The organism is Rhizobium sp. 01T444 (assembly GCF_056398305.1).
Genome location: NZ_JBFTPD010000005.1, coordinates 125,845 through 149,629, shown reverse-complemented (window position 1 = coordinate 149,629; position 23,785 = coordinate 125,845). Strand labels below are relative to the sequence as shown.

General features: G+C 61.9%; 25 protein-coding genes and 1 pseudogene. 19 read left to right on the top strand and 7 right to left on the bottom strand.

Annotated elements, in window-relative coordinates; genetic code table 11:
• The first annotated feature begins 49 nt into the window (after window positions 1–49).
• The 6 genes from AC1DTN_RS10790 to AC1DTN_RS10765 all read left to right on the top strand — a co-directional run bounded on the left by AC1DTN_RS10790 (window position 50) and on the right by AC1DTN_RS10765 (window position 5,688).
• Complete coding sequence (locus tag AC1DTN_RS10790; RefSeq protein WP_477920857.1) at window positions 50–1,000, top strand: nucleoside hydrolase; 951 nt, start codon at window positions 50–52, stop codon at window positions 998–1,000.
• 196 nt (window positions 1,001–1,196) lie between these two features.
• Window positions 1,197–2,045 carry a uroporphyrinogen-III C-methyltransferase gene (cobA, locus tag AC1DTN_RS10785; protein ID WP_477920856.1) on the top strand — a complete coding sequence of 283 codons (849 nt, stop codon included), beginning with the start codon at window positions 1,197–1,199 and terminating at the stop codon, window positions 2,043–2,045.
• Entirely contained in the window at window positions 2,042–3,349 is a 1,308-nt protein-coding gene (locus AC1DTN_RS10780; RefSeq protein WP_477920854.1) for a cobyrinate a,c-diamide synthase, read from the top strand. The genes cobA and AC1DTN_RS10780 overlap by 4 nt, the downstream gene beginning before the upstream one ends.
• Complete coding sequence (gene cobD / locus AC1DTN_RS10775; protein ID WP_477920853.1) at window positions 3,346–4,347, top strand: threonine-phosphate decarboxylase CobD; 1,002 nt, start codon at window positions 3,346–3,348, stop codon at window positions 4,345–4,347. The genes AC1DTN_RS10780 and cobD overlap by 4 nt, the downstream gene beginning before the upstream one ends.
• Window positions 4,344–5,324 (top strand): adenosylcobinamide-phosphate synthase CbiB, encoded by a 981-nt coding sequence (gene cbiB / locus AC1DTN_RS10770; protein ID WP_477920851.1) that lies wholly within the window; start codon window positions 4,344–4,346, stop codon window positions 5,322–5,324. Before cobD ends, cbiB begins: the two co-directional genes overlap by 4 nt.
• A gap of 7 nt (window positions 5,325–5,331) precedes the next feature.
• Window positions 5,332–5,688: a hypothetical protein gene (locus AC1DTN_RS10765; protein ID WP_477920849.1), complete on the top strand. Its 357-nt coding sequence runs from the start codon at window positions 5,332–5,334 to the stop codon at window positions 5,686–5,688.
• Here the strand turns inward: AC1DTN_RS10765 and AC1DTN_RS10760 are convergent.
• Window positions 5,685–6,899: an MFS transporter gene (locus AC1DTN_RS10760; RefSeq protein ID WP_477920847.1), complete on the bottom strand. Its 1,215-nt coding sequence runs from the start codon at window positions 6,897–6,899 to the stop codon at window positions 5,685–5,687. The two genes, AC1DTN_RS10765 and AC1DTN_RS10760, sit on opposite strands and share 4 nt — an antisense overlap.
• A 12-nt stretch (window positions 6,900–6,911) precedes the next feature.
• Window positions 6,912–7,148, bottom strand: a complete 237-nt coding sequence (locus AC1DTN_RS10755) for a DUF1127 domain-containing protein (RefSeq protein ID WP_477920845.1) — start codon at window positions 7,146–7,148, stop codon at window positions 6,912–6,914.
• Between the two features lie 175 nt (window positions 7,149–7,323).
• Between AC1DTN_RS10755 and AC1DTN_RS10750 the strand changes: the two genes are divergently transcribed.
• Complete coding sequence (locus tag AC1DTN_RS10750; RefSeq protein ID WP_477920844.1) at window positions 7,324–8,232, top strand: agmatinase; 909 nt, start codon at window positions 7,324–7,326, stop codon at window positions 8,230–8,232.
• A 46-nt stretch (window positions 8,233–8,278) separates the two neighbouring features.
• Here the strand turns inward: AC1DTN_RS10750 and plsY are convergent, their stop codons facing one another.
• Window positions 8,279–8,938 carry a glycerol-3-phosphate 1-O-acyltransferase PlsY gene (plsY, locus tag AC1DTN_RS10745; RefSeq protein WP_477920843.1) on the bottom strand — a complete coding sequence of 220 codons (660 nt, stop codon included), beginning with the start codon at window positions 8,936–8,938 and terminating at the stop codon, window positions 8,279–8,281.
• Between the two features lie 177 nt (window positions 8,939–9,115).
• Between plsY and AC1DTN_RS10740 the strand changes: the two genes are divergently transcribed.
• A complete protein-coding gene (locus AC1DTN_RS10740) occupies window positions 9,116–10,624 on the top strand; it encodes a winged helix-turn-helix domain-containing tetratricopeptide repeat protein (protein ID WP_477920841.1) in 1,509 nt (502 codons plus the stop codon).
• A 136-nt stretch (window positions 10,625–10,760) separates the two neighbouring features.
• Entirely contained in the window at window positions 10,761–11,189 is a 429-nt protein-coding gene (locus AC1DTN_RS10735; RefSeq protein ID WP_477920840.1) for a L,D-transpeptidase, read from the top strand.
• Between the two features lie 5 nt (window positions 11,190–11,194).
• On the opposite strand, the pseudogene AC1DTN_RS10730 reads toward AC1DTN_RS10735, so the two are convergent.
• Window positions 11,195–11,917, bottom strand: a pseudogene (locus tag AC1DTN_RS10730) (Crp/Fnr family transcriptional regulator).
• Between the two features lie 192 nt (window positions 11,918–12,109).
• Here AC1DTN_RS10730 and hemN point away from each other — a divergent pair.
• The 8 genes from hemN (at window position 12,110) to AC1DTN_RS10690 (ending at window position 19,884) form a co-directional block, all read left to right on the top strand.
• Window positions 12,110–13,456 (top strand): oxygen-independent coproporphyrinogen III oxidase, encoded by a 1,347-nt coding sequence (gene hemN / locus AC1DTN_RS10725; protein ID WP_477920838.1) that lies wholly within the window; start codon window positions 12,110–12,112, stop codon window positions 13,454–13,456.
• A gap of 106 nt (window positions 13,457–13,562) precedes the next feature.
• Complete coding sequence (locus AC1DTN_RS10720) at window positions 13,563–13,841, top strand: acyl carrier protein (RefSeq protein ID WP_007814022.1); 279 nt, start codon at window positions 13,563–13,565, stop codon at window positions 13,839–13,841.
• Between the two features lie 115 nt (window positions 13,842–13,956).
• Entirely contained in the window at window positions 13,957–14,454 is a 498-nt protein-coding gene (locus tag AC1DTN_RS10715) for a 3-hydroxyacyl-ACP dehydratase FabZ family protein (protein ID WP_113320665.1), read from the top strand.
• Entirely contained in the window at window positions 14,451–15,656 is a 1,206-nt protein-coding gene (locus AC1DTN_RS10710; protein ID WP_477920836.1) for a beta-ketoacyl-ACP synthase, read from the top strand. The genes AC1DTN_RS10715 and AC1DTN_RS10710 overlap by 4 nt, the downstream gene beginning before the upstream one ends.
• A gap of 12 nt (window positions 15,657–15,668) precedes the next feature.
• On the top strand, window positions 15,669–16,955 hold the full coding sequence (locus tag AC1DTN_RS10705) for a beta-ketoacyl-ACP synthase (RefSeq protein ID WP_477920835.1): 1,287 nt from the start codon (window positions 15,669–15,671) through the stop codon (window positions 16,953–16,955).
• A gap of 56 nt (window positions 16,956–17,011) precedes the next feature.
• Complete coding sequence (locus AC1DTN_RS10700; RefSeq protein ID WP_477920833.1) at window positions 17,012–18,040, top strand: zinc-binding dehydrogenase; 1,029 nt, start codon at window positions 17,012–17,014, stop codon at window positions 18,038–18,040.
• 4 nt (window positions 18,041–18,044) lie between these two features.
• Entirely contained in the window at window positions 18,045–18,980 is a 936-nt protein-coding gene (locus AC1DTN_RS10695; protein WP_477920831.1) for a lipid A biosynthesis lauroyl acyltransferase, read from the top strand.
• Window positions 18,981–19,179: 199 nt separating this feature from the next.
• Window positions 19,180–19,884, top strand: coding sequence for a PAS domain-containing protein (locus tag AC1DTN_RS10690; protein WP_439015807.1), 705 nt, complete (start codon window positions 19,180–19,182; stop codon window positions 19,882–19,884).
• A 2-nt stretch (window positions 19,885–19,886) separates the two neighbouring features.
• On the opposite strand, the gene AC1DTN_RS10685 is transcribed toward AC1DTN_RS10690, so the two are convergent.
• The 3 genes from AC1DTN_RS10685 to AC1DTN_RS10675 form a co-directional block, all read right to left on the bottom strand.
• Window positions 19,887–20,249, bottom strand: a complete 363-nt coding sequence (locus AC1DTN_RS10685) for a VOC family protein (RefSeq protein WP_477920829.1) — start codon at window positions 20,247–20,249, stop codon at window positions 19,887–19,889.
• Window position 20,250: 1 nt separating this feature from the next.
• Window positions 20,251–20,649, bottom strand: coding sequence for an SRPBCC family protein (locus AC1DTN_RS10680; RefSeq protein WP_477920827.1), 399 nt, complete (start codon window positions 20,647–20,649; stop codon window positions 20,251–20,253).
• Window positions 20,650–20,711: 62 nt separating this feature from the next.
• The gene (locus AC1DTN_RS10675; protein WP_477920825.1) at window positions 20,712–21,497 is read right to left on the bottom strand and encodes a DUF6597 domain-containing transcriptional factor; all 786 of its coding nucleotides are present in this window, start codon (window positions 21,495–21,497) and stop codon (window positions 20,712–20,714) included.
• A gap of 155 nt (window positions 21,498–21,652) precedes the next feature.
• On the opposite strand from AC1DTN_RS10675, the gene gndA reads away from it, so the two are divergent.
• On the top strand, window positions 21,653–23,083 hold the full coding sequence (gene gndA, locus AC1DTN_RS10670) for an NADP-dependent phosphogluconate dehydrogenase (RefSeq protein WP_439015804.1): 1,431 nt from the start codon (window positions 21,653–21,655) through the stop codon (window positions 23,081–23,083).
• Between the two features lie 84 nt (window positions 23,084–23,167).
• Complete coding sequence (locus AC1DTN_RS10665; RefSeq protein ID WP_477920823.1) at window positions 23,168–23,566, top strand: VOC family protein; 399 nt, start codon at window positions 23,168–23,170, stop codon at window positions 23,564–23,566.
• Window positions 23,567–23,785: the final 219 nt, after the last annotated feature.

Here is a 23,785-nt window from a genome sequence, read left to right as displayed (position 1 = left end):
GGCGCAAAACCGCCGCAGATTTTTGCTGGAATTGCTCTGGAGGATACATATGCACAAGGTCATTTATGACACGGATCCAGGCGTCGATGACGCAATGGCGCTGCTTTTCCTGCACCGCCACCCCGAGATCGATCTGATCGGCATCACCACGATTTTCGGCAATGCCTCGATCGAGACGACGACGCGCAATGCGCTGTTCCTGAAGCGGGAGTGGGATATCGCAGCACCCGTTGCCAAGGGCGCCAATGTCACCATCGATCCTGCGCGTCATGAGCGTCCGTGGCCGACCATGGTGCATGGCGAGAATGGCCTCGGTGATATGCCGGTGCCAGATACCATCGACCTGCCGGTCGATCCGCGCCCGGCGCATCGCTTCATCATCGAGACCGTGCGCGCCAATCCGGGCGAGGTGAGGCTGGTTGCCGTCGGCCGCATGACCAACCTGGCCCTGGCGCTCAAGGAAGACCCCGAGATTGCAGGCCTCGTGAAGGACGTCGTCATCATGGGCGGCAATTTCTATGTGCCGGGCAATGTCTCGCCGGTTGCTGAAGCCAATATCCATGGCGATCCGGAAGCGGCCGATATCGTCATGACTGCGCCGTGGAAGGTCGTCGTCATCGGCCTCGATGTGACCGCGATCACGACGATGAGCCGCAGCTATCTCGGGGAGATGGCCGCCAGGGGCGACAAGGCGGTCAAGCAGCTCGATACGCTTTCGCAGTCCTATATCGACTTCTACAAGCATGCGGTCGAAGACGGCATGATGGTGCATGACAGCTGCGCCAGCGTCTATGTCGTGGCGCCCGAGCTGTTCACGACGATCACGGGCGCGGTGCGTGTTGTCTGCAGCGGCATTGCGGATGGCCAGACGGTGATCAAGCAGGATGGCCGCCGGTTTCCGCCGGGCGACTGGGATGGCCTGCCGAGCCAGATCGTTGCCACCGGCATCGAGTCGGAAAAAGTGCTCGAGCTGATCCGCGATACGCTGCTGCGCGTCTGATGGCTTCAACGGGCCGGTCCCGCATGCCTGCGGCCGGCCTGTTTCCATATTCTGGAATCCAATCAAATTGTTATATGCGTTTCTTCTGAAGTTGATTCCGCTTCTTCGAAAATTGAGTCTCGGCCATTTTGTCAACTTCCGGTGCGCTGCCACTGATGGCGTTGACCTCGTCTGCTGCCGGGCCTAGATCAGCGGGATGATAGATCGCGCATTCTCACATCTGCCGGCGCTGGAGCCGGGCAGCGTCTGGCTCGTTGGGGCCGGTCCCGGCGATCCGGGCCTGCTGACGCTGCTTGCCGCCAAGGGGCTTTCCGAGGCCGATGTGATCGTCCATGACGCGCTGGTCAACGAGGAATGCCTGAAGCTCGCGCGGTCAGGTGCGGAGCTCGAATATGCGGGAAAACGTGGGGGCAAGCCCTCGGCCAAGCAGCGGGATATTTCGCTTCGGCTGGTGGAGTTGGCGCGGACCGGCAAACGCGTGCTGCGGCTGAAGGGGGGCGATCCCTTCGTCTTCGGGCGGGGTGGGGAAGAGGCGTTGACGCTGGTCGAGCACAATATTCCGTTTCGTATCGTGCCGGGCATTACCGCTGGTATCGGCGGGCTTGCTTATGCCGGGATTCCGGTGACGCATCGGGACGTCAACCATGCTGTGACCTTCCTCACCGGCCATGATTCCTCCGGCATCGTGCCTGACGCGATCAATTGGGAAGCGATCGGCAAGGGCTCGCCCGTCATCGTCATGTATATGGCGATGAAACATATTGCCCAGATCAGCGCCAACCTGATCGCTTCGGGCCGTTCGGCTTTCGAGCCCGTGGCCTTCGTCTGCAACGCGGCGACCGGTGACCAGCAGGTGCTGGAGACGACGCTCGGCGAAGCGCCTGATGCCGTTGCCGCCTCCGGTCTGGAACCGCCGGCGATCGTCGTCGTCGGTGAGGTGGTGCGGCTGCGCGCCTCGCTCGACTGGCTTGGCGCGCTTGGCGGTCGGCGGCTGCAGCCCGATCCCTTCAGGCATGCCGGCGGGCAGGGGAGGGAGACAGCATGAGCGGGTTGCTGATCGCCGCGCCGTCCTCCGGTTCCGGCAAGACCACAGTGACACTTGGGTTGCTTCGGGCGCTGCGCAATCGAGGCGTCGCCGTCGCACCCGGCAAGGCCGGGCCTGATTATATCGATCCGGCCTTTCACGCGGCAGCAAGCGGCACGCTCTGCCTGAATTTCGATCCCTGGGGAATGCGGCCGGAGCTGATTTCCGCCAATGCGACGCTGCATCGCTCCGGCGACCGGGTGCTGCTGATCGAGGGCATGATGGGTCTGTTCGACGGTGCTGCGGACGGGCGCGGCACGGCGGCGGACCTTGCGGCCCAGCTCGGACTTTCGGTCGTGCTCATCGTCGATGCTTCGCGGCTGTCGCAATCGGTGGCGCCGCTCGTCAGCGGCTTTGCCGGTTTCCGCGCCGATGTGCGCATTGCCGGCGTCATCCTCAACAAGGTCGGCAGCGACCGACATGAGGTGATGTTGCGCCAGGCGCTGGAAGCGATCCGCATGCCCATCGTTGCCGTCATCCGCAAGGATGCGATGCTGGCCCTGCCAGAGCGGCATCTGGGACTGGTACAGGCGGGCGAGCATGGGGCGCTCGAGGAATTCATCGATTATGCGGCCAATGCCGTTTCCGAAGAGTGCAATTTCGAATTCCTCATGCGCATCGCGCGGCAGGGTATGAACCGGCCGTCGGCTGCCAATATTGCCCGGCTGATGCCTTTCGGCAGGCACATTGCCGTCGCGCGCGATATCGCCTTTGCCTTTTGCTACGAGCATATGCTGCTCGGCTGGCGGCGGCGCGGGGCCGAGATTTCCTTCTTCTCGCCGCTCGCCGACGAGGGCCCGTCCGAGGCTGCCGATGCGATCTATCTTCCGGGCGGATATCCCGAACTGCATGCGGGCAGGCTCGCGGCTTCGCAGAATTTTGTAGCCGGCATGAAGGCTGCGGCGGCGCGGGGCGTGCGCATCTATGGCGAATGCGGCGGCTACATGGTGCTCGGCGACGGGCTGATCGATGAGAAGGGCGAGCGCCATGAAATGCTCGGCCTGCTGCCTATCGTCACCAGCTATGAGACGCGCAAGCGGCATCTCGGCTATCGCCGCGTCACGCCGCTCGACGGCGCCTTTTTCGACAGGCCGATGACGGCGCATGAATTCCACTATTCGACGATCGTCTCCGAAGGGGAGGCCGACCGGATGTTTGCCACGCAGGATGCGCTCGGCAACGATCTCGGCTTCACCGGCTTGCGGCGCGGGCAGGTGGCCGGATCCTACATGCATCTGATCGATCTTGTGGGAGCTGCCGCATGAATGCGCCGATCGTGCATGGCGGCGGCATCACCGCGGCGGCGGCAAGCTTCGGCGGCCGGCTGGAGGACTGGCTCGATCTTTCGACCGGCATCAATCCCAATCCGGTGGTGCTGCCGGAGATACCTGCAAGGGTGTGGCATCGGCTGCCGGACCGACATCTGATCGAGACGGCGCGACATGCGGCGCGCGATCATTACCGCAGCGGCGCGATCCTGCCGCTTCCGGTTCCCGGCACGCAATCGGTCATCCAGCTTCTGCCGCGGCTGATCGAGCCGGGCAGAAAAGTTGCGATCCTGTCGCCGACCTATGGGGAATATGCGCGGGCTTTCAGCGTTGCGGGTTTTGCCGTCGATGCGGTCAGCAATATCGATGATATCGGCGCGGAGCATGGGCTGGCAGTTGTCGTCAATCCGAACAATCCAGACGGTCGGGTCCACGCGGCGGACAGGCTGGAAGCGCTGCATGAGCGGCTGAAGGCGGGCGGCGGTTTTCTTGTTATCGATGAGGCTTTCGGGGATACGAGCCCGGAGGCGAGCCTCGTGCCGCGTGCATCAGGTCTTTCGAACCTCATCGTCTTCCGCTCCTTCGGCAAGTTCTTCGGGCTTGCAGGGCTGAGGCTCGGCTTTGCCATTGCGCGGGGCGATATTCTCGTGCGTTTCGAGGACTGGCTCGGTCCCTGGGCGGTGTCGGGGCCTGCGCTGTCAATGGCGAGCTCGCTGCTGAATTCGGATGTCTCCGCCATCGCCGGCTCGATTGCCGAGCGCCAGGCGGGCCTGCATGCCGTGCTTGCCGGAGCCGGCCTTGCTATTGCGGGCGGCACGCCGCTTTTCACCCTCGTTGCCGACGCGAAAGCCGGTGACATTTACACGACTCTCTGCCGCCATCATATTCTCGTCCGCCGGTTCGATTATGCACCGGACTGGCTGCGCATCGGCCTTGCGCGGGATGCTGCTGATGATGCACGACTTGCCGCGGCCCTTCGGAGCTTTGACCGATGAATTTGGATGAACATTCTCTCGTGCTGGTTCTGGCGCTGCTGCTCGACCGTATCATCGGCGATCCGCAATGGCTGTGGCTGCGCGTGCCGCATCCGGTCGCCATTTTCGGCCGGGCGATCGGTTATTTCGACCAGCATTTCAACCGCGAGAGCCTCAGCAAGGCGCAGCGCCGGCAGAATGGCGTGGTGGCTATCCTGGCGCTCTCGGGGCTCGCCATCATCACCGGCTTGGTGCTGCATTGGTTCCTGATGCTCTTCGGCCCGGTCGGCATCCTGCTCGAAGTCTTCTGCGTGGCGATCTTCCTGGCGCAGAAGAGCCTGTCGGATCATGTCGCGGCAGTCGCAACGGCACTGAAGAGCGAAGGCCTCATTGGCGGGCGCAAGGCGGTGTCGCGCATCGTCGGGCGCGATCCGGAAACGCTGGATGAGCCGGGCGTCTGCCGTGCGGCGATCGAAAGTCTGGCGGAGAATTTCTCCGATGGCGTGGTGGCGCCTGCGCTCTGGTATGCGATCTTCGGCCTGCCGGGCCTGTTCTTCTACAAGATGCTGAATACGGCGGATTCGATGATCGGCCATCGCTCGGAAAAATACGTCGATTTCGGCTGGGCCTCGGCGCGGCTCGACGATATCGCCAACTGGCCAGCCGCGCGCCTTTCCATCCTGCTGATTGCCGTTGGCGCCGGCATCCGCCGTGGCACAACCGCCTTCAGGGACTCTTTCCGTGTCGGCATCCGCGACGGCAAGCTGCACCGCTCGCCGAATTCCGGCCGCCCGGAAGCGGCCATGGCCGGCGCGCTCGATCTCCAGCTGGCCGGCCCGCGCGTCTATTCGGGCGTGGTCGTGCGCGAGCCGATGATCAACGGCACGGGCCGCGATATCGCGACAGCAGGCGATGTCGAGGATGGGATCTCGGTCTTCCAGGCAAGCTGCATGGCGCTGACGCTGCTTGCCTTCGTGGCCTTCGTCTGCCTGCTGTGAGCTAGGAATGTCCTATCCGGAAGAACAGCTGTGGGAGAAGATCAATGACGGCTGGACCTCCATGTCCTTCCGGCAGCGGCGTTTCTGGGATGCGATCCGGCGGCCGCCCGAGGAATGGGAATTTCGCGGCTATGATCGATGCTGGGTCGTGGCACTGATCGGCTCGACGGTGATCTATTACAATCAGTTCGAACATGGCTTCAATCGATCGGCATGGACGCAATATGGTGTGATCGATCACTTCCAATCCCTGCAGGATGAACTGGACGAGGCCGTTCAGCGGCAGCTCGATGTACTGGATACCGGAAATGATGTCGGCCCCTGGGCGAGCCCGCCGATCCCAGGCAAATATCCGAATTCCTAGGAACTTTGTGGGTCACGTCGTCCCCTAGCCATCAGCAACATCACCAGCACTCCGCTCAACAGCCCGAGCGACAATGGCAGGCCCTGATGGCCGATCAGTTGCATCGCCACGCCCGTCGCGGGCGAGCCTGCGATGCCGCCGAGACCCCAAACGAGGGCGAAGGCGGCGTTGCCGGCGATGAGGGACTGGCCGGTGAAGCGCTCGCCGAGCTGGATCAGCGACAGGGTGTAGATGCCGAAGGAGACGCCGCCCCAGGCGAAAAACAGCGGCCAGATGAGCCATGTATCGAAGAGCAGCGGCAGGAGCAGGCAACCGGCGAGCGAGGCGAGCACGCAGAAGAGCAGGGTAGGGCGGGAGCCAAATTGTTCGGCGAGGCGGCCGAGGACGATCTGCAGCACGGCATTGCCTGCGATGAAGCAGGTGATCAGCGCGGTGATGCGGGGTTCGGGGCTGCCGAGGGCTGCGCCATAGACGGCGAACAGGGCAAGCAGGATCTGCTCGAAACCGGCGGCGACGAAGACGGCGACGAGCAGGAGCGGCGCCAGCATGACGAAGCCGCCGACAGATATGGCTTCGCCCTCCTGCGGCATGTCGGGCGGTCGTCTTGTGACGGCAAGCACGATCAGGCCGCAGACGAGGAAGGCGAAAATACCGATCAGGAAGGGTGGCCAGCCCTCCGTACCGGCAAGGCCGAGGGACAGCGGGCCGATGGCGAAGCCGCCTGATACGACGGACGAATAGAGGCCCATGATGCGGCCGCGGCGCGCGGCGGGCGTGATGGCGAGCAGCCAGGTTTCGCTGATCACGTAGAGCGGGTTGGCGAAGACGCCGAGCAGGAAGCGCAGCGGCATCCACGCCCAAATCTCCTGCGTCCAGGCAATGGCAATCAGGCTGAGTGCTGCGAGGATCGAGCAGAGGATGGCAAGCCGTCCGGCGCCTACGCGGTGTGACAGGGCAGGAATGAAGGGTGCGGAGACGATAAAGCCCGTTGGCGTCATGGCGGCCGACAGGCCGATCAGGCCTGATGGTGTTCCCTGCCGCTCCAGAATGAAGCTCAGGAGCGGATAGGTCAGGCCCTGCGCCATGGCGAACACCGTGACGGTGGCGATGATGCCTGCCATCGCGGCCCATGCAATGCGATCTTCGCGTGGCGATATCGGGCTGCGCCGGTCGATCGTTGCGGCTGGAGGAAACTGGCCATCGTGTGTCATCGGAGATTTGCCTCACACGCGCCAGAAAAAGCCGGTGGCCTCGGAGCCCGCCTGTTGTTCCGTCAGGCCGATATCGTCGATCAGAACGGGGCTGATTTCGGACCGTCGGTTCCGTTCGCGACGGATGCGGATGCGCCAGAACCAGTGCGCGATCGCGCTTCGCAGGATGATCAGGCTATTGTGCCGGCGCGACAACTTTTGACGTGGGGCTGATGCAAGGGTGCAGCAATCGCTCATGATGAACTCCATGGAGCTTGAAGGTCCGGGAACTTGGATTTCGCCTGAGACCTTCGATTTCAAAGGATGCTGGAGTCTGGAGGATGCGGCGCGGGGCGTAATTAAGCGCTTCCAAAAAGTTCGCAAAAACTTCCAAAGTGACTAAACAGGTCAAAACGGGATTTCACCTGATCAGGACAACCAGGACATGACCGAATCATCTTCCTTTCTCGGCCTTCCCGATCGCCTGGCTGATGGGCTGCCCCGTGCGGTGATCTTCGCAGCCGCGCATGGCAGCACCTATCCCGGCAAGGACAGCAGCGGTTATGCGCTCGCCGCCGGCGCCATCCGCGCTGCGAGCCAGGAGGATGCCGGGCTCATCGAGCATTGGGATTTCGATCTCGGCGGCCCGCTATTTGCCGGCAAGCCGATCTCCTGCGTCGACGCCGGCGACATCGAGACCATCATGCATGACAATGCCGGCAACCGCGCCCGGATCGAGGCGAAGACGCGCGAGGTCCTGGCGCTATCGGCCGTACCGATCCTGCTCGGGGGAGATTGTTCCGTGACCTTTCCCTTCCTCGCCGGCTTTGCGGATCAAGGGCCGGTCTGGGTCCTGCAGATCGATGCCCATATCGACTGGCGCGACGAGGTGCATGGCGAGCGCTACGGCTATTCAAGTCCGATGCGTCGGGCGAGCGAGATGCCGCATGTCGCCGGCATGGTGCAAGTCGGTCTGCGCAGCGTCGGCAGCGCGCGCATCGCCGAGGTGGAAGCGGCGCAGCTTTATGGCAGCCGCTTTGTCACTGCCCGCGAGATCCACACAGTGGGTGTCGAAGCCGCTCTCCGGCATATTCCCGAGGGAGCGCGGGTGGTCGTCACGCTCGATTGCGACAGCATCGATCCCGGCATCATGCCGGGCGTGGCGGCGCGTACCCCTGGTGGCCTCACCTACACACAGGTGATCGACTTGATCGCCGGCCTCGGCAGGCGGGCGAGAATCGCCGGGTTCGATCTGGTCGAGTTTTATCCTCCGGCTGATATCGACGGCTTGTCGGCGCTGACCGTGTCGCGCGTGCTCGTCAATGCGGTCGGCGCCATCGTCAGGCAGGATTGAAACGCTTCTTGCTCTCACGGCAATTGGTATCGGTGCATTTTCGATTCTAGGCGACTTTGCCCAGACGTGGCTCCGTCCCAGCCAGCAGCCGCCTGATATTGGCGCGATGGCGCACAATCACGTAGATGCCGCCTGATATTACCAGCAGCCGATAGGGCAACGGTTGCTCCAGGCCGCAGACGAGAGCGATGGCCGTCAACGCTGCCAGCATCGAACTCAGGGAAACAATGCGGAAGGCGGCCAGCGCAAGGCAGAAAACCGCCGCGGCACCCAAACCGACGGGCCAGGACATTGCCAGCAACACGCCGAGCCCCGTCGCAGCAGACTTGCCTCCCGTAAAGTTCAGCCAGATCGAACGGCCATGCCCCAACAGCACGCCAAGGCCGGCCAGGCAAACAGCCCAAGGCTCCGCGCTTTGCAGATCAGACGCTGTCGGCGGGATGCCTGATGAGGCTGTCGAGAGCCAGAGATAAAACCAGCGGGCAAAGACGACTGCTGCGACACCTTTCAGCACGTCGATCAGGAGAACCGCCAAGGCAGGCCATTTACCGAGCGTTCTGAGTACGTTCGTTGCTCCGGTGGATCTGGAGCCATGCTCGCGGATATCCACGCCCTTGAGCAGTTTGCCCGCCAGATAGCCCGTGGGCAGGGAGCCGAAGAGATAGGCGGCCGCCAGTCCCACCAGACTTGCTATCCAGAAAACCATGGGTGTACCTCGACGCTCTTTTTTCAGCCGGTAATTATCTGATCGAACACGATTAAACCAGTCGCGCCTCGGATGCCACGCGCCTGAGCGGACGAAATTGTCCGCGGGAATGCCGAGATCGAATGGCATCAGGCAGGACGGTTCCAACCCGGCATGAAAGCCTCTAGGATGCGCGCCATGCAGGGAGCGCGCTTTGCCTTTGGTCCGTTCGTGCTTGATCCGGAGGCGGGAACGCTTCTGCGGAACGACGATCCCGTTGCCGTCGGGCACCGCGGCGTAATGCTGCTTGCCGCGCTCGTCGGGCGGCCCGGCGAAATTCTGGCCAAGACCGAGCTGATGGATGCGGCCTGGCCGGGCACGGCCGTCGAGGAGGGCAACCTCACCGTCCAGATCGCGCAGCTGCGCAAGCTGCTGGGTCCTGCCGCTGACGGTGGTGAATGGATCTCGACGGTTCCGCGCATCGGCTATCGCTTCACCGGCGCCATAAAACAGCTCGGCAGCGGGAAGCGAAAAGCTTTGGCGCTGCCTGACAAGCCATCGATTGCCGTACTGCCCTTCGTCACCGTCAGCGGCGATTCGGAGCAGGAGGGTTTTGCGGATGGCCTGACCGAAGACCTTATCACCGATCTTTCCCGGACCTCGGGCCTCTTCGTCATCGCCCGCAATTCGAGCTTTGCCTATAAGGGAAAGGCGGCGGATGTGCGTGATATCGCCGGAGAGCTTGGGGTGCGTTACCTGCTCGATGGCAGCGCAAGACGGGCGGCCGGGCGCGTGCGCATCAATGCCCGGCTCGTCGATGCCGAGAGCGGCGATCACCTCTGGGCGGAGCGTTTCGATCGTGGCCTGGACGATATTTTTGCCGTTCAGGACGAGGTCACCGGCAAGATCGTCGAGGCGCTGCTTGGCCGGCTGCGTCCACCGCCGCCGCGTAACCGCCCCAAGAGCCTCGAAGCCTATGATCTCTGCGTGCGGGCGCGCACGCTGATGGATGATGCGCCGCAAAGCGCGCGGGAAACGCAGCTGATGCTGACACGGGCGATTGCGCTCGACCCTGACTATGCCGAGGCCCATCGGTGGCTTGCGCTGAACCATTGGATGGGATGGGTGCATAGCGGTGGTCCAACCGAAGCCAATCGCAGCGTTGCCCTGGAATTGGCGCGCAAGGCCGTCGCGCTCGATCCGAACGATGCCGGCTGCCGCTGGGTGCTTGCTTACCTGCTTGCCTATGAGCGCAGCTTCGCGGAAGCCGATGCGGAATTCGAAAAGGCCATCGCGCTCGATCCGAATGAGGCCGATACGTGGGCGGCTCTGTCAGATATTTCCGTTCTCGCCGGGCGGATCGACGAGGGCCTGGAGCATATCGGCAAGGCGTTTCGGCTGAACCCGTTTCCGGCCAGCTGGTATTATTTGACACTCGGCCAAGCGCAATATGCTGATGGCAACTATGAAGCCGTCGTAGAGACGCTGCGCCGGGAGGAAACCTATCGCACGAGCTCACGCCGTTTCCTGGCGGCAGGTCTTGCCCAGCTCGGCCGGCTCGATGAGGCCCGTGCAGAGGCGGAGCTGTTCCTCGTCGCAAACCCGCATTTCACGATCAGCCACTGGGTCGCGATGGAACCATTCCGCGACGCAGCGACGCTCGCGCATTTTGTCGACGGCTATCGCAAGGCCGGCTTTCCCGAGTGACGCCAGTGCCGCAACCGGCCCTGGCTTGTTAGAAATGTGATTACCATTCGAGTTAAAGCAAAATAACAAGTATTGCCGTAGTCTCTTCTCTCGTTGGGCGAAAATAAGCCTTTAAAGGTTCGATAGAGGGACGACCATGAAGACGTTTTTTGCGGCTGCTACCGCAGTGTTGTTATTGCAGTTTTCTCCAGTTGCGGCTCAGGCTGCTACGCTGGTTGCCAATATCAGCCTCAGCAAGCAGACGATGACCGTCACCGAGAACGGTTGGGTGAAGTATCGCTGGAAGGTTTCGACGGCGCGTAAGGGTTATACCACGCCGACCGGTTCCTGGAGCGCCAAGTGGCTGTCTCGCGATCACCGCTCCAAGAAATACGACAATGCGCCGATGCCGTTCGCCGTGTTCTTCAACGGCGGTTATGCCGTTCATGCCACTTTCGAACGCAAGCGGCTCGGCACGCCGGCCTCGCATGGCTGCGTGCGTCTCGACCCCAACAATGCGGCCGAGTTCTTCTCGATGACGCAGGAAAACGGCCTTGCCAATACCCGCGTGGTGATCACGCGGTAAGCAAATCAGGCGCTAACCAGGCGCTCGAGCTCATCCATATCGGGAACGGTGATATGACGGCTGTTCTCGATCTGGATGACGCCCTGCTTGCGCAATTTGGTCATCTGGCGGCTGACGGTTTCGATCGTCAGCCCCAGGAAATCGGCAATCTCGCTGCGTGAGAGCGGCAGGTCGAAGGCCGCGCTGCTGGTCGTTTCCGGCTCGGCATGCGTGGCGACGAGATAGAGAAGGTTTGCGACCTTTTCCTGGGCCGTGCGGCGGCCGAGCGTCAGCATCCATTCCCGTGCAGCATCCAGTTCCTTCAGCGCCTGAGCATGCAGGTTGTGCTACAGTTCCGGCGTATCTGATATCATCCGGTCGAGCAGACGGCGGGGGAAGACGCAGATTTCCGTCGGCGTGGCTGCTTCGGCCGACAGCGTGCTCTCGGGCACGAAGGGGCGGCCGATGAAATCGGGGGCGAATTGCAGCCCGACGATCTGCTGGCGCCCATCCGGCATCACCTTGCAGAGCTTCACCACGCCATTCATGATGTTGGAATAGGACGAGACTTCCTCGCCTTGCGCAACAATTTCGCTTCCCGCATCGATCTTGCGGCGCATGGAGTGCTTGCAGAGCTCGCGAAGCTGGGCTGATGTCAGCGCGCTGCAGACCACGCCGTGGCGTGCCTCGCAGACCCGGCAGGCTGCGGGAATACTTATGTCTGGATCTTCACTGCGCGCGATATCCATGTCGATGCCCCGATCCGACCATTCGGCCTCGCGTCTGTGATACGCTTCGGCCCCCAGGTCATCTATCCCGATTTCTTGCGGTTACGTCTTGATCTTTATCAATTCCGTCTCGAATCCGATTTGATCCAGGTCAAAGTTTCCTCTTTTCAGCAGGTTTATTTGAGGGAAGTCTCGTTAAGGGGAATCCCCGCCTTGAAAACCGACTTGCTGAAGAAATATTCCGGCCCCGTACCGCGCTATACGAGCTATCCGACAGCGCCGCAATTGAACGCAAGTATAGGTGCCGGCGAATATGCACTGTGGCTGGACGAGATCGCGCCCGGCACTGCGGTTTCTCTCTATGTCCATATTCCCTATTGCGACCGGCTCTGCTGGTTCTGCGCTTGCCATACGAAGCAGACGCTGCGCTATGAGCCGATCGCCGCCTATCTGCGCTCGCTGAAGGACGAGATAGATATGGTGGCGCAGCTGATCCCCGAGGCGCGCATCACCGCGCTGCATCTTGGCGGCGGCTCGCCCACCATGCTGAAACCTGGGGATATGATCGGCCTCATCGGGCATCTCAAGACGCGTTTCCGTTTCGAGGCGGATGCGTCCATCAGCGTGGAGATGGACCCCAACGATCTCGATGAGGCGCGTTACGAGGCGCTTGCCGAGATCGGGCTGACGCGGGCAAGCCTCGGCGTGCAGGATTTCGATCCTGTGGTCCAGCAGGCGATCAACCGGCTGCAGACATTCGAGCAGACTAGGGGCGTCGTCGATGCCGTCAGGGCGAGGGGCGTTCGCTCGGTCAATTGCGATCTGCTCTACGGATTGCCGCATCAGACGCTTGCGAGCCTAGAGTGTACCGTTTCCAATATCGTGACGCTCGATCCCGACCGCATCGCGCTCTTCGGCTATGCGCATGTGCCGTGGATGAAGAAACATCAGACGATGATCCCTGAGGAGACTTTGCCCGATGCGGCAGAACGCTTCCGGCAAATGGGTCACGCAGCCGCGATGCTGTGCGCGGCCGGCTACCAGCCCGTCGGCATCGACCATTTCGCCAGGGTCGACGACGGGCTGGCGGTCGCCGCGCGGGAAGGGCGCCTGCACCGGAATTTCCAGGGCTATACGGAGGATGAGGCGCCTGTGCTGATCGGGCTCGGCGCGTCTTCGATCGGGCGGCTGCCGCAAGGCTATGTGCAGAACATGCCGGCGACCGGCGAATATCAGCGCATGGTCGATGCCGGCGGGCTTGCCGTGGTGCGCGGGATCGCACTTTCCGATGACGACCGGCTACGCGGGCATGTGATCGAGCGGCTGATGTGCGATTTCCGTTTTTCCTTCCGTGACCTCCGAGCGAAATTCGGGGCTGCGGCCGAGCCGCTGATTACGGAGGCGCGGCAGATTGCGGCGCTGGATCAGGATGGTCTCTGCGCCGTCGAGGCGGACGGTTTTTGCGTCACGGAAACGGGAAAAGTCTTTAGCCGGGTGGTCTCTTCCTGGTTCGATGCCCATCTCGGACAGGCCAAAGGGCGCCATTCCATTGCTGTTTAGGCAACACCTGCCCGCCAAATTGGCTTGCAACCGGGACGAAAGCATTGGCTTTTGAAATGGATTTGCCTATGAGGAGGGGAATCTTCATTTCCAAGAGGTAGAGCGAGTGACCGCTACATTCGATAAAGTTGCCGACATCATTGCTGAAACCAGCGAGATCGACCGCGCAACGATCACGCCGGAAAGCCACACGATCGACGACCTCGGTATCGACAGCCTCGACTTCCTCGATATCGTTTTCGCCATCGACAAGGAATTCGGCATCAAGATTCCGCTCGAAAAGTGGACGCAGGAAGTCAACGAAGGCAAGGTTTCCACCGAAGAATACTTCGTGCTGAAGAACCTCTGTGCCAAGATCGACGAGCTGCGCGCCGCCAAGGCTTGAAGCAACATCATCATCTTTTTTTCACGCCCTGCCGCCATTGATATGGCGGCCGGGCGGTTTTGTTCCTAAGTAGGCCTTCCGACGGGCTTATTGCCCGTCGCGCCGGAGAAATCTGATGCTGCTGGAATATTTCCAGATGATTGACCGCGTCGAGGCGGTGGACCTTGAGAAGCGCACGCTCGTTGCGCGCTCGGTCGTGCCGGCCAAGAGCCCCGTTTTCGAGGGGCATTTTCCAGGCATGCCACTCGTCCCTGGCGTGCTTCTCATCGAAACCATGGCGCAGGCATCAGGCATGCTGGTGCTGGCCGCCACTGATTTTACGTCCATGCCCTTCCTGATGTCGGTCGATGGCGCCAAGATGCGCACCTTCGTCGAGCCGGAAGCGGTGCTCGACATCGAGGCTTTCCTCGAGCATGACGGCTCCGGTTTTGCCGTCACCAAGGCAAAGATCACCAGCGGCGGCAAGAAGGTCTGCGATGCGCAGCTGAAACTGCGCACCATGCCTTTCAGTGAAATTCCGCTCGGCGATATCGTGAAGAAACGTGCCGGCGAGGTGGGCCTGATGGACGCCATCGCTGCGCAGCGGGCGAAGGCCCAGGGGGTGAGTGAATGAGCAAGGCCGCCAATGACGTCGTGATATCAGGCATCGGCATCGTGACCTGTCAGGGTGTCGGCAAGGATGCGCATCTGGCGATCCTGACTGCCGATGCCGCACCTGCGACCGTTATCGAGACCGAGAAGTTTAGGCCTTATCCGGTCCATCCGCTTCCTGAGATCGACTGGTCGCAGCAGATCGCCAAGCGCGGCGACCAGCGCCAGATGGAAAACTGGCAGCGGATCGGCGTTTTTGCAGCGGGTCTGGCGCTCGACGATGCCGGTTTCAAGGACAATCTGGAAGCCTGCGGTACGATGGACATGATCGTGGCGGCCGGCGGCGGCGAGCGCGACATCAATGTCGATACGCTGATCGTCGATGAGGGCCTGAAGCGCAACGACCGCGAGTTGCTGCTCAATGAGAAGCTGACGACCGAACTGCGGCCGACGCTGTTTCTGGCACAGCTTTCCAACCTGCTTGCCGGCAATATTTCCATCGTTCACAAGGTCACCGGCTCCTCGCGCACCTTCATGGGTGAAGAAGCATCTGGCGTTTCCGCCGTCGAGACGGCCTTCTGGCGCATCAAGTCAGGTGAATCCACTCATGCGCTTGTTGGCGGCGCCTTTGCGGCCGAACGCCCGGACATGATCCTGCTGACGGAAGCAATCGGCGCGCATACGCGCGGTCAGTGGGCGCCGCTCTGGTCGCGCTCCGGCCTTGAGGGCGGCGGCATGATCACCGGGTCTGCCGGTGCCTTCCTGGTGCTGGAATCGCGCAAGCATGCTGAAGAGCGCGGCGCGCATATCTATGCGACAATCGGTGCCGTCGAGGGTGACCGCGGCAATCGCGCTGCAGGCAACTTCGAAGTTCGCCTGGAGCGGCTGCTGAAACCCGCTGCCGGTCTGGCCCCCGAAACCACGGCGATCTTCTCCGGCTCGACCGGCATGCATGAGCTTGCCGCCCGCGAAAAGGCAGTGCTTGAACGTCAGCTTCCGGGTGCTGCGATCCGCGGCTTCGCCGGCGTTTCCGGCCACACCATCGAGGCGCAGTTCACGCTCGGCCTTGCGCTTGCAGCGCTTGCGATCGACGCCAAGGCCAAGGTTCCGCCTTTTGATGCCGCGAACGAAGCGCCGATGAAGGCAGGCACGAAGGCTGCCGTCGTAACCACTGTCGGACATCAGCGCGGCGAAGGCGTTGCCGTTCTTTCCGCAGAAGCGTGAGGAGTGACTGAAATGACAGCGTCCGCTTACAGGGATCATCTCGGCCGTCCGATCGTTGCGGTCACCGGCATGGGTATCATCACCTCGCTCGGCCAGGGCCTCAGGGATAACTGGGCAGCTCTTTCGTCAGGTACATCGGGCATTCACGACATTACCCGCTTCCCGACGGACGGCCTTTCGACGCGCATTGCCGGCACGGTCGATTTCATCGACATCCCGGTGCCGAACGCCGTCGAGCGTTCCTATGCCTTTGCGCGCGAGACGACCATCGAAGCGCTTGCCGATGCCGGTATTTCCGGCGATTTCAATGGTCCGCTGTTCCTGGCAGCACCGCCGATCGAGCCGGAATGGAGCGCCCGTTTCGAGCTTGCCGACCGTTCGCCGGCCGCCGACCATCCGGGCGATGCCTATGAGCGGTTCCTCGCTGCCATGCGCCAGCGTCCCGATCCGGCCTTCCATGAGGCGGCGCTCTTCGGCGCGATTTCCGAGCGATTGTCCGACCGGTTCGGCACGCGCGGCCTGCCGGTCACGCTGTCGACGGCCTGTGCATCGGGTGTTACCGCCATCCAGCTCGGCATCGAGGCGATCCGCCAGGGTCGCACCGAGCGGGCGCTGACGGTTGCGACCGACGGTTCGCTGAGTGCGGAAGCGCTGATCCGCTTCTCGCTGCTGTCTGCTCTCTCCACCCAGAACGATCCGCCGACCAAGGCTTCCAAGCCGTTCAGCAAGGATCGCGACGGTTTCGTCATCGCCGAAGGCGCGGCGACGCTGGTGCTGGAATCCCTGGAATCGGCAATTGCCCGCGGCGCCAAGGTGCTCGGCATCATGAAGGGTGCGGGCGACAAGGCCGACAGCTTCCACCGCACGCGCTCTTCGCCCGATGGCGCCCCGGCGATCGCGACGATCCGCGCAGCCCTTGCCGATGCCGGCATGAGCGAGGACGATATCGGCTATATCAACGCCCATGGCACCTCGACGCCTGAAAACGACAAGATGGAATATGGTTCCATGTCCGCGGTCTTCGGCGAGAAGCTGGTCGGCATTCCGGTGTCGTCCAACAAGTCGATGATCGGCCATACGCTGACGGCTGCCGGTGCGGTCGAGGCGGTCTTCTCGCTGCAGACGATGCTGACTGGCACGCTGCCGCCGACGATCAACTACAACAACCCGGATCCGTCGATCGTTCTCGATGTCGTGCCGAACAAGAAGCGGGAAGCCCAGGTTTCGGCCGTGCTTTCCAACTCTTTCGGTTTCGGCGGACAGAATGCCAGCCTTGTCATGGCGCTCGAACCGGCTTAAGCGGTTCCCGACAAATCTAGAGAAGAAAAAACGCCTTCGAGGCGAGAGGTTTTGCCATGCGCGCTTTGCAATTGATCGATGACCGCAAGCTTGAGATCACCGACCTGCCGGAACCGGACGCTCCTGGCGCCGGCGAAGTGACATTGCGCGTCAAGGCGGTTGCGCTCAACCATATCGATGTCTGGGGCTGGCGCGGCATGGCTTTCGCCAAGCGCAAGATGCCGCTCGTCATCGGTGCGGAAGCTTCCGGTGTGGTTGAGGCCATCGGCCCCGGCGTGGCGAATGTCCTGCCCGGCCAGCTCGTGGCAATCTATGGTGCGCGCACCTGCGGCCTCTGCCGTCCTTGCCGCGAAGGCCGCGACAATCTCTGCGAACACGTTTCCGGCGTGCATGGCTTCCATCTCGATGGCTTCGCGCAGGAGAAGGTGAACCTGCCGGCGCGTCTCCTGGTTCCGGCCCCTCCCGGTGTCGATGCGATTGGTGCGGCGCTTGCGCCTGTCACTTTCGGCACGGTCGAGCACATGCTGTTCGACAATGCCAAGCTCGAGCCCGGCGAAACGATCCTTGTCCATGCCGGCGGCTCCGGCATCGGCACGGCTGCGATCCAGCTTGCCAAGAAGATCGGCTGCACAGTCATCACGACCGTCGGCTCCGACGACAAGATCGAGAAGGCCAGGGCGCTCGGCGCCGATCACGTCATCAACTACCGCACCGACCGCTTCGAAGGGGTGGTGCGCAAGCTCACCAAGAAGAAGGGCGTCGATGTCGTCTTCGAACATGTGGGCAAGGATACCTGGGCTGGCTCGATGCTTTGCATGAAGCGCGGCGGGCGTCTCGTCACCTGCGGCTCGACCTCGGGCGTTTCGACCGAGATGAACCTGATGATGCTCTTCCAGCAGCAGCTGAAGCTGCTCGGCTCCTTCGGCTGCCGCATGGAGAACATGGCTGATGCCATGCAGAAGATGGGCCGCGGCCTCGTTCATCCCGTCATCGATACGGAAGTCAGCTTCGACGATATCGACCGCGCCCTGGAGCGCATGGAAACCCGTCAGATCTTCGGCAAGATCATCCTGAAGATGGACTGACCGAGTGAAGCTCTTCGTCACCAGGATCGTTCTGGCGCTGAGGCGTTTCCAGCAATGGCTGGTGGCGCAGCTGATGTTCGGCTTCCTGAACTTCCTGAAGCTTTTTCCGGCCGATGGCGCCATGCGCTTTGCCGACTGGATGACGCGCCAGGTCGGCCGGCGGCTGAAGCGCCACAAGCTGATGCTCTATAATCTGCGCCGGGCCTTTCCGGAAAAGAGCGATGCGGAGCTTGAGGAAATCGCGCTCGAAAGCTGGGGCAATATGGGCCGGCTTGCGGCCGAATATGTCTTTCTCGACCAGCTCTTCGATTTCGATCCCGACAGTGCCGAGCCGGGCAGGGTGGAAGTCTCGGGCATTCCGATCTTCCTGGAGCTGCGCGACAATCCGCGCCCCTTCATCGTCTTTACCGGCCATACCGGCAATTTCGAGCTGCTGCCGGTCGCGGGCAATGCCTTCGGTCTCAGCGTGACCGTGCTCTTCCGCCCGCCGAACAATCCCTATGTGGCGCAGAAGGTCTTCGATTTCCGCAGCGGCCGCATGGGCAAGCTGGTGCCTTCGCATGCTGGCTCTTCCTTTGCGCTCGCTCGTCAGCTGGAAGCAGGGCAGGGCGTTGGCGTCCTCGTCGACCAGAAATTCAGCCGCGGGTTGAAGACGACATTCTTCGGCCTGGAAACCAAGACCAATCCGCTGCTGCCGAAGCTGGTGCGCCAGTTCAATTGCGAGGTCTATCCGGCCCGCTGCATCCGCCTGCCCGGCAATCGCTACCGCCTGGAGATCGAGCCGAAGATGGAGATGCCGCGCGACGAGAAGGGCAATCTGGATCTTCCCGCCACGGCACAGATGATGAACGACAAGGTGGAGAGCTGGGTGCGCGAATATCCGGCTCAGTGGCTCTGGTATCACGACCGCTGGGATATCAAGCGTTCCGTCAGTCTGTAAGATTCTGCCTGTAAGATTTTGCTCCTGATTTATAATCGGTGAAAAGCGACAGGTTCGGTTCGGTTGAAAATGAGCACGGTTCATGTTACGCGTCTCTACTAGGGCGCGCAAAGCACCTACCGCAGGGCGTAGTCTTTTATTAAGCATAGGCCTCGACCGGTTTCGGAACGTTTCTCAGGAAATGGATATTGGGGGTATCTTGCTTGAGCTGTTCAGGGCCTTTTCCTTGCGCTGCGCGCAGATAGAGGAAGCGATAAGGCTAGGGGATGATGGGCGCGTGGAGGCGCTCGACCGCGATATCCAGCCGCTGGTCGAGGCGATCCTCTCATGCAGGGCCTCCAGCCTCATCGAAGTCTATATGCAACTTCAGTTTGTAAGCTACCTCATCGCGCAGGATGCCGATGACGCGGCTTTCGTGACGCAATATTCCGCCGTGCTCTCCTATCTGCTCGACCGCTATTTCGGCGCCCATGCGCCGGACTGGCGCGTGCCGCTGCCGGTGGACGTGAAGCTCAGGCAACCGCCAGCCTATATTCCGGATACCGATAACGGTCAGTTCCTCAATGCGGCCATCCTGCAGACGCTGCCGGACCGCGTGGCGGTGCTGACGAAGGATTACCGCTATCTCTATTCCAATCCCGTCAATTGCGCCCACCTCGGCAAGAATGCCATGCAGCTCATCGGCCGCCATATCGTTGAGTTCATCGGCGAAGAGCGCTTTGCCAGCGAGGTGAAGGAAAAGCTCGACGCCTGCTTCGACGGCATGTCGGCGGATTACACCTACGCGCGGGATGAGCGGCACAATCGCTGCCGCATGGTGCCGCTCCATGACGCAGCGAAGAAGGTGATCGGGGCGCTCATCACCATCCAGAATCTCGGCACCACGGCAACGGCGGACGCCTGATTTCAGTCTTTGCTCCAGACGGCGAGTTCGTAGCCGTCCTTGTCGACAAAATGGAAGCGCCGGCCGCCGGGAAAGGCCGTGATCGGTTTAGCTATGGTGCCGCCGGCCTTTTCGACGCTTGAGAGCACGTCTTCAAGCTTTTCGGCATAGAGGATGACGAGCGGGCCGCCTGCGGCGCGCACCGGGCTGAGATTGGTGAAGCCGCCTTTCAGCCTTCCATCGTCGAACTCGCAGTAGTTCTCCCCGTAATCGGTGAAGCGCCAGCCGAAGGCCGCGTCGTAGAAGGTTTTTGCCGCACCGATATCGGCGACGTTAAACTCGACATAGTCGATGCGGCGGTCATTTTGAGCGTCGTTGCTGGCCATCTTATTTCTCCATCATCGATTTCAGAGCCGCCAGATCCTTCTGGATATGGGCGGCATCGGCGGCGAACTGTTCGTCGGTCATGCCCGGCAGGCGCAGCAGCGTGAACATCACCTCGCAGCCATCACCATTCGGCACGATGCGCAGCGCGTTATAGACGCGCAGGCCGGATTCGATAGTGACGGTATGGTCGATGACGCCGAATTCGTTCGGCGGCACGAAGCTTACCCGGACGCTGCCGAGCGGGCCGTGGGCGATCCAGTCCTCGCCATCGGGTTTCAGGCCGCTCGCAAGGCCCGAGGCCCAGAGCGGCATGTTCTCCGGCCGGCCGGCGAAATCATAGACATCGCGCCAGTCTCTTTTGATCGTGATGTGGACGATGCGGGCGGGCATTGTGTTCATCGGTCTGTCCTTTGCTTTGCGTCAGACTAGCAGGCCGGCACGGGCCGTCTTGAACAAAACGGTCAGCGGGTCGTCAATTGAGCGAGCATGGCGGATGGCGTCAGTGTCGTCAGGTCGCCGATCTCGCGCGTCATATGCGCCTGGTCGGAAAAACCGGCTTCGAGGGCGAGAGCGGCAAGGGACAGGGTCTCACTTGCGCGGCACAAGGCCATGAAACGCTGCAGCCGGCGGATGCGTTCGAGCGTCTTGATGCCGTAGCCGAAATGGTGGTGGGCGCGGCGGCGCAATTGCCGTTCGCCGATATCGAGCCTCTGCCGCAGGTCGCCGATACGGCCTGATCCATCGTCAGCAGCGGCAAAGATCATGCGAGCCTCGGGGTCCGGCTCCGCTTCTTCCCTTGCCAGTTCACTCAACAGGGTGGCGAAGAGCGAAAGGGCGGCAGGCTCATCCGGACAGTCGGACAGGCGCGGTTCGAGGGCGGCGGCCTTCTCAGGCGCGATATCGCTCAGGGGAATGGAGAGGCCGGTGATCTCTGACAGAGGCAGCTTCAGCCAGGCGGCGCCGGCGCCCGGTGCGAAACGCGCGCCGATAATGCGCATGCCAGGCGTCATCGGAGGGAAGGCGGCAGTGCGGTCCGGCCCGACAACGAAGAGGCGGCCATCTGCGAAAAGCAGGTCGCAATAGCCATCAGGTACGATGGCGACCGGGCTCGCGGTTCGAATCTCATGCGACCAGAGGCAGTGGAAATGCGGGGCGAGTACCAGCGAGGGCGCGTATTCACGGTAGCGCCCGGCTCTCTTTGCGAGCAGCGGCCTGATATCGCTTTGCCTTGCTGCAGCAGCAGTCATTCCGGCATCCCAAACACATGCATATGGTGCTCCCCTGGCCATTCGAAAAGCCTGTTCCGACAGCCTTTTTTCGACCCGAATCGCGGTCTTCGACCTTGCCGTTTGGCCGAGAGAGTGCCACAACATCGCACCATTTCACTCATCGGAGGTTTGTCGTGGAAAAGGCAGAAATCGGACTGATCGGCCTCGCCGTCATGGGTTCCAACCTGGCTCTCAACATTGCGGAAAAGGGCAACAAGATCGCGGTTTTCAACCGCACGCCTGAAAAAACGGATGAATTCTACGAGAGCGCCGGCGATCTCAAGAAGCAGATCATTCCCTGCAAGACGATCGAGGAGTTCGTCGAGGCGATCCGCCCGCCGCGTCCGATCATCATCATGATCAAGGCAGGCGATGCCGTGGATCAGCAGATGGAGGCCCTGCGCCCGCATCTGCAGAAGAACGACATCATGATCGATGCCGGCAACGCCAACTTCCGCGACACGGTCGCCCGCTTCGATCGCCTCAAGGATACTGGCCTGACCTTCATCGGCATGGGCGTTTCGGGCGGTGAGGAAGGTGCCCGCCACGGCCCGTCGATCATGGTCGGCGGCACGGAAGATTCGTGGAAGCGCGTCGAGAAGGTTCTGACCTCGATTGCCGCCAAGTATGATGGCGACCCTTGCGTCGCCTGGCTCGGCAATGATGGCGCCGGCCATTTCGTCAAGACGATCCATAACGGCATCGAATATGCCGACATGCAGATGATCGCCGAAATCTACGGCATCCTGCGCGATGGCCTCGGCAAGAGTGCTGCGGAGATCTCCGGCATCTTCGGCGCGTGGAACAAGGGTCGCCTGAATTCCTACTTGATCGAGATTTCCGAGAAGGTTCTGGCCGCCCAGGATCCGATCTCCAAGACGCCGATGGTCGACATGATCCTCGACAAGGCCGGCCAGAAGGGCACCGGCAAGTGGTCGGCAATCGAAGCCCAGAACATGGGTATCCCGGCAACCGGCATCGAAGCCGCCGTCGCTGCCCGCAGCCTGTCGTCGATGAAGGAACAGCGCGTCGCCGCCGAAAAGATCTTTGGTGATCTCGGTGCTGCCTTCCCGATCGCCTATGGCCCCGAGTTCAACAAGGATCTGGAACTGGCGCTGTTTGCCGGCAAGATCGGCGCCTATGCGCAGGGCTTTGCCGTCATGGCGGAAGCCTCCAAGGAGTTCAACTGGTCGCTGCCGATGCCGACGATCGCCCGTATCTGGCGCGCCGGCTGCATCATCCGCTCGCAGTTCCTCGACGAGATCACCAAGGCGTTTACCGATGCGCCTGACGCTGCAAACCTCATCGTCACTCCGGCCTTCTCGGGCATGGTGAAGGAATCGATCCCGGCGCTGCGCCGCGTCGTGACCGCAGCACTTGCCGCCGGCCTGCCGGTTCCGGCGCTTGCCTCGGCGCTCAGCTATTTCGACGCCTACCGCCAGGGCCGCGGCACCGCGAACCTGATCCAGGCGCAGCGCGACTTCTTCGGCGCCCACGGCTTCGACCGCCTCGACGGCAAGGACTTCCACCATGGCCCCTGGGGCAGCGGTGCATCGACCTTCTGAGGTTTGTCAGGATAGAGATGAAGAGCCCGGCCATCGTGCCGGGCCTTTTGTTATAAGGCCGATGGCGGAGAGGAGGTTTTCGACATGCTTCACCATGCATCCTTCGGGGTTGGCAATATCGAGAGAGCTGCGCGGTTTTACGATGCTGCGCTCGGCGCGCTCGGCTATGTCAGGGTCTGGGAGGACTTGCGTCCCGGCGAGGTCGGGCAGGCTGTCGGTTATGGCGTGCCCGGTGGTGGCGACAAGCTGGCGCTCAAATCGGTGGAAGCGGGGCTGGGCGCGCCGGGTGCCGGTTTCCATCTCGCCTTTGCGGCACCCGACCGGCAGTCGGTCATCGCCTTTTATGCGGCGGCCCTTGCCAATGGCGGCGTGGATAATGGCGGGCCGGGGCTTCGGCAGCATTATGGGCCGAATTACTTTGCGGCCTTCGTGATCGATCCCGACGGGTATCGTGTGGAGGCGGTTTTCAATCAGGCGGAGTGACGGTTGGTCGGCTGAGAGGTACCACTGTGTTATCCGTGACCTCGCGCTGCAAGTGTGTACGCAATCGCCCTAATTGCTGCCGATTCGAATTGGCACTAATATTAGGTGTTAGAACTATTAGCAGTGCGTACAGGCTTTAGCAGCAATGTCATAAGGCGCTGGTCTCACCATCAGACGCTTGCACATAGTCCTTATCGGGTAAGGCGGGGAACTGCTCAA

Bases quoted from the DNA above. Each gene is read 5' to 3' on its own strand.
- AC1DTN_RS10790 (WP_477920857.1), top strand. From the start codon at position 50: ATGCACAAGGTCATTTATGACACGGATCCAGGCGTCGATGACGCAATG.
- cobA (WP_477920856.1), top strand. From the start codon at position 1,197: ATGATAGATCGCGCATTCTCACATCTGCCGGCGCTGGAGCCGGGCAGC.
- AC1DTN_RS10780 (WP_477920854.1), top strand. From the start codon at position 2,042: ATGAGCGGGTTGCTGATCGCCGCGCCGTCCTCCGGTTCCGGCAAGACC.
- cobD (WP_477920853.1), top strand. From the start codon at position 3,346: ATGAATGCGCCGATCGTGCATGGCGGCGGCATCACCGCGGCGGCGGCA.
- cbiB (WP_477920851.1), top strand. From the start codon at position 4,344: ATGAATTTGGATGAACATTCTCTCGTGCTGGTTCTGGCGCTGCTGCTC.
- AC1DTN_RS10765 (WP_477920849.1), top strand. From the start codon at position 5,332: ATGTCCTATCCGGAAGAACAGCTGTGGGAGAAGATCAATGACGGCTGG.
- AC1DTN_RS10760 (WP_477920847.1), bottom strand. From the start codon at position 6,899: ATGACACACGATGGCCAGTTTCCTCCAGCCGCAACGATCGACCGGCGC.
- AC1DTN_RS10755 (WP_477920845.1), bottom strand. From the start codon at position 7,148: ATGGAGTTCATCATGAGCGATTGCTGCACCCTTGCATCAGCCCCACGT.
- AC1DTN_RS10750 (WP_477920844.1), top strand. From the start codon at position 7,324: ATGACCGAATCATCTTCCTTTCTCGGCCTTCCCGATCGCCTGGCTGAT.
- plsY (WP_477920843.1), bottom strand. From the start codon at position 8,938: ATGGTTTTCTGGATAGCAAGTCTGGTGGGACTGGCGGCCGCCTATCTC.
- AC1DTN_RS10740 (WP_477920841.1), top strand. From the start codon at position 9,116: ATGCAGGGAGCGCGCTTTGCCTTTGGTCCGTTCGTGCTTGATCCGGAG.
- AC1DTN_RS10735 (WP_477920840.1), top strand. From the start codon at position 10,761: ATGAAGACGTTTTTTGCGGCTGCTACCGCAGTGTTGTTATTGCAGTTT.
- AC1DTN_RS10715 (WP_113320665.1), top strand. From the start codon at position 13,957: ATGCTGCTGGAATATTTCCAGATGATTGACCGCGTCGAGGCGGTGGAC.
- AC1DTN_RS10710 (WP_477920836.1), top strand. From the start codon at position 14,451: ATGAGCAAGGCCGCCAATGACGTCGTGATATCAGGCATCGGCATCGTG.
- AC1DTN_RS10705 (WP_477920835.1), top strand. From the start codon at position 15,669: ATGACAGCGTCCGCTTACAGGGATCATCTCGGCCGTCCGATCGTTGCG.
- AC1DTN_RS10700 (WP_477920833.1), top strand. From the start codon at position 17,012: ATGCGCGCTTTGCAATTGATCGATGACCGCAAGCTTGAGATCACCGAC.
- AC1DTN_RS10685 (WP_477920829.1), bottom strand. From the start codon at position 20,249: ATGGCCAGCAACGACGCTCAAAATGACCGCCGCATCGACTATGTCGAG.
- AC1DTN_RS10680 (WP_477920827.1), bottom strand. From the start codon at position 20,649: ATGAACACAATGCCCGCCCGCATCGTCCACATCACGATCAAAAGAGAC.
- AC1DTN_RS10675 (WP_477920825.1), bottom strand. From the start codon at position 21,497: ATGACTGCTGCTGCAGCAAGGCAAAGCGATATCAGGCCGCTGCTCGCA.
- AC1DTN_RS10665 (WP_477920823.1), top strand. From the start codon at position 23,168: ATGCTTCACCATGCATCCTTCGGGGTTGGCAATATCGAGAGAGCTGCG.